The organism is Metamycoplasma neophronis (assembly GCF_006491995.1).
Taxonomy (GTDB): Bacteria; Bacillota_I; Bacilli_A; order Mycoplasmatales; family Metamycoplasmataceae; genus Metamycoplasma; species Metamycoplasma neophronis.
In genome coordinates, this window is the sequence record NZ_VHHP01000017.1 from 1 (window position 1) to 2,951 (window position 2,951).

The 2,951-nt window shown below is 53.4% G+C and carries 1 protein-coding gene; it reads right to left on the bottom strand.

What is annotated here, in order from left to right; genetic code table 4:
* Window positions 1-306: 306 nt before the first annotated feature.
* Window positions 307-2,709: a hypothetical protein gene (locus FJR74_RS03060; RefSeq protein WP_170177190.1), complete on the bottom strand. Its 2,403-nt coding sequence runs from the start codon at window positions 2,707-2,709 to the stop codon at window positions 307-309.
* Window positions 2,710-2,951: the final 242 nt, after the last annotated feature.

Below are 2,951 nucleotides of genomic sequence, written 5' to 3' on the forward strand. Positions count from 1 at the left end.
TGTTAACCCTCACTCCTTGGCGGCCTGCCAACCCTAATTCCGGAAGTGACGTGGCCGTGACCCCTTGACGTCACTGTGACGTATTTCCGCTTCCGGTGGCGCCATCTTTAACGGACTTTCCCGCGCTTTTTTTGAAATTCCCGCGCTTTTTTCAAATTTCCCGCCGGCGCGCTTTTCGAATTTCCCGCGCTTGTAAGTCCCGCCCTTGGAGCGGCGCCATCCGCGATCAGGTGACATAGTAGCTTTTGGGCCCCTCTCCAAAAACCACGCGACACAGTGCCATCTGGTGGTAGAATATTTTATTGCTTACAAGTGGTGTACACGGGCCTTCGCCGTCCATAACTGGTCACTGCGTTCATAGCCCTTGTGGCCATAGACGGATGAGTCTGCCCCTTCAAGGTGCAGATTATTATACAGTAGGTAGGGATGAGTACCCCTCCCAGTCGGGGGATAGACGGCCGGTTGGGGATTCCACCGGCTGCCAGGGCCGCGCTTCTTCACATGCCAGACCATCTTCACTGTGAGATTGAAGACTGCATATTGATGTAGTGCCCCCCCTTCCTTAGACTCTGCGTCATGTTGTACATTCGTCCCTAGGGGGGCTGGCGTGGGGATCATTTTAAAGAAGAGCATCGGGGGCGGGCTGACACACCCCCAGCCGCCCAGCATGGGAGAGTCTGCCATGAAGCTCCGGTCACAAATGGGGATTTTGGCCCAGATCTGGGTTTCATAATGTAGACTCCGTTCATTCCACACCGACCCGGGCAACAGGGGACGCCCCGAGCCACTTCCTCGTGTGTTGGCAAAACTTTGACCCAGCGAAGTCACTGGGTAGTACTGTGTGTCAATGCCCGACAATTGTTTGGCCTGTTCCCGGTCATTTGGCAGGCGCCCTTGTTGTAACAGGACACCATCGGAGTCTTGTCCTATGGGTTCATGGTAGCCATGGGCAATGGCATCCACATTGATGTCAGGGACATCTTTCGTCGGGTCATCCGCCGGGGCATGAGCATACGGCTGGGAGACTGGCCCCGGGCGGAACGACCACCGGGTAGCCGGTGTCCGCCCAACCGCCGTCCCTGTTAAAACCCGCTGTAACTCTGTCTTGCCGGCATTCTCGCCTTGGGTGGCAAGATGGGTGCCCGTCATGGGCCCTGGCAGAAAGTTTTGGGGCTTGATGCCATATTCATCTTTATTTATGTGGCGCCAGCGGGCCCGAGTACCGGCTTCTTCTAATATGTCATACCGGCACCCATAAAGGGGGTTTTCCATCAAGAAGAAATGTTGGGAGGACCCCGTTAGGTGTTTTGGGGTCAGGGTCGGAAAGGTGTAAGAGTGCGTAAAGAAATCTCCTGTTTTATAAATTCCAAAAGTACTGTGTTCCAAGACATAAAAGTCTGTCTCCTCATTGGGTACGGTCACCTGGTCGGTGGCCCGGCCCGAATGACGATTCTGTATGCTGCCTGTGGTTAGGTATGCATACTGTGGTAGTAAGTAAACCTCTGTGGGGATGTCAGAAGGTAATGTGTTCTGACCGGTTCCCAACACATAGGGAAATCGATAACTGCTATCTGCGAAGATGGCTAAGCCGCCCGTCGGGGAGTCGGTAACGTGAGTGGTTTGATTCTGAGTGGCTACGTCCTTAACTACGATGTCACTAACGATGACCTCCCACGACTTTGGAGCTATCTCGGAATATTGTTCCAAAAGGTGTTGAAATTCTAATGGGGAAAAATATAAATTTAACGAATTTAAATCGGGGTAATGCCAGGGGGTCTGGTATCCTAACACAGGATGGTCTAGTTCCAAGTTTCTCTCGGAATTCCAAAGATTCCCATCATGTACCCGTAGCATATGTTTTCCCTGAATGGTTATGGGTTTATATACAGGATCTTCATTGAAGGGTAAGTAGCACCTGCGGGTCATGAAACAGGTCACGGTCTCCTCCCCGAAGGTGGCGCCTTGACTCCACACCGCGGGTCCGGGGAGGGCGCCCCCACCGGCACCGGATTCTTCAGTGGCAGCGGCCATGGCCCGCACCGCGGCTTGTCCAGCTGCCCAACTTGGCACCTCGGGGAGGGGGTTCTGTAAATGTAAATGTGGCGTAATGTCACGTTTTATTTCAAAGACTTGGCGGGCAAGTGATGCCCGCACACCAGGTTGGGACTTTAAGTTATCGATTAGTTCCTGGTCCCCGATGTTGAAAACGAGGTAGGGGTTATAGCCTAATTTTTGTAATTGGTCATACCGATAGTCGTGGATCCGCGCATAGGCGTCCACCACGTCCCTCGGGGGACCATTTTCCAAAGGGTTAAAAGGGCCAAGGTACCGATCACCGGGTAGGTGGAGACCCCCTCGATCAGGTGCGTGACCCCCCACACTAGGCTGTTCCACAGAGTTGTTTCCGTTTGATTCAGGAGCAAGTGGGTCCAAGTTGTCAGGTTCATCGTCCTCGGCTGGCGGCGGGGGGTCGCCTTCTGCGGGTGACAGGGACGGGGATTCCTCGACAATGCTGGGAGCACTGATATGTTGTTCTGGGTGTTTTTTTTTGCGGATACCCACCCACTCATTAACTAAGGCTATAACGTGGTCAGGGTCTTTTTGCAACCAAGCTTCTATTTTATTATGAGGAATACCACTGATTTCTAAATGTTCCAATAAATCCAATGACAGCTCATCGCCAGCGGCGACAGAAGCAAGCAGTTCCATTACATGTTGTACATCATGTAAGTTGCGGGGCCCATGCAATAAAGTATCAACCAAACCCCCCGGATCCACCACATGTTTTGTGGCACGGCGCGACCGGCGCCGACCCTGCCGACCCGATGTACATGCCCACATCCCGCCCAGTAGCGCCAAGCCCAGTAAGCACACAAGCAAGCAACTCCCACCCCGGCCTGGATTAGTAATTCTCGCATTCGCCACTTAAAAACTCAGCCGCCGCCTGACAC